This window comes from Micromonospora yasonensis (genome assembly GCF_026013475.1).
GTDB lineage: Bacteria > Actinomycetota > Actinomycetes > Mycobacteriales > Micromonosporaceae > Micromonospora > Micromonospora yasonensis.
Genome location: NZ_JAPDPH010000455.1, coordinates 1 through 1,366 on the forward strand (window position 1 = coordinate 1; position 1,366 = coordinate 1,366).

Sequence of the window (1,366 nt, forward strand, 5' to 3'; positions counted from 1 at the left end):
CAGGGTCATTGCGTTCTGGGGTAACTGCTGGTCACGGCGGTGATCAGGTCGTGTGATCGGCGGTTGGCTTGGCGGGTGGCGCGGGCGATGTTGGTCGCGCCGGTGATGCGGTGCCAGCCGATCGCGGTGTTACGCAGCGTTGCGATGACGGCGGGTCCGTTGCCTGTCCGGGCCTGGTGGAGGTCTTCACGGAACGTCACGTCGCGTACGTGATGGAGGCGGTTCTCGATGTGCCAGTGTCGGCGGATCCAGGTCTGCAGGTCACGGGGCAGAGCCTGGCCTGCGGGCAGTGACACGGTCAGGTAGGCGGTCTCGCGGCTGGTCTTGCCAGCGACGATGCGGGTGCGGGTGATCCGCACGGCTTGCTGGGCGTGCGGGAAGGCGATGCCGCCGGGCGTGGCGACGGTGACGGCTTTGACGGTGCGGGTCTCGCGGCGGCCGTGACCGCGGTCACGGGTCCGGTCACCGACCGGGATCTGCGCCCAGGGCAGCCGTTTGAGCTGCTTGAACAGGGTCGGCTGGTTGGCCTTCACCTGTACGAGCAGGTGCGCTCGGCGGGCGGTGACCTCGTCGGCGTGCCCGGTCTGGGTGTGCAGGGCGTCGGCGATGAACAGCACCCCTGCCAGGGTGCCGAGCACCGCCTCGACGGCGTCGAGCAGCGGGGCGAACGCCGGGATCTCATTGCTCTTGGCGTCCACGGTGACCTGGGCGAGCACGATCCCGGTGGTGGTGTCCAGCGCGGACAGCAGATGCACCTGGCGACCGTCGCCCGTTCGGGCGCCGCGCAGTGTCTTGCCGTCGATGGCGATCACCGTGCGGTACCGCCTCGGCCTGGTCACCTCGACGGGAGTGCGGGTGCGCAGCCAGCCGGCTAGGACATTGCCGAGCAGCGTGCCGTCGAGGCGCGTCAGGATCCGCCAGACAGTGCTGCCGACCGGCACTCCTGTGGTGAACCCGAGCCGTTTCTGGGCGCGTTCGTCCAGGTCGTGCAGCCAATCCGTGATCGCGGCGAATGACGACGCCCCGGCCATGACGGCGCAGACCGCCACCGCCAGCAGCGCGGTCAGCGGGTAACGCACGCCTCGTGGGTCGCGTGGATCAGGAACAGCGGCGAGTGCGTGCAGCAGCCCGCCGTGTTCACCGTCGGTGACTGGCGCGGCCTCGGCGATGGAGGTGGGTGCCGCTACGGCCAGTGCAGGGATGAGAGATGATGCCATCGGCGGGTGAGGTCTTCCTCGGAGTCGTGAAGCGTCGCAACTCCATGATCACCGATGCGACCTCACCCGTTCCTTACGCCTCCACAGAGGCCGAACTCGTCTCGAAACTCCTGGTCAACGGCCCGCTGGCCGACTATGCAATCGCCCTG

1 protein-coding gene is annotated in these 1,366 nt (G+C 68.7%); it reads right to left on the reverse strand.

Annotation, left to right across the window (positions count from 1 at the left end; all coding sequences use genetic code 11):
* Nucleotides 1–5: 5 nt before the first annotated feature.
* Entirely contained in the window at nucleotides 6–1,079 is a 1,074-nt protein-coding gene (locus tag ONA70_RS36285; RefSeq protein ID WP_454557370.1) for an ISAs1 family transposase, read from the reverse strand.
* Nucleotides 1,080–1,366 lie beyond the last annotated feature (287 nt).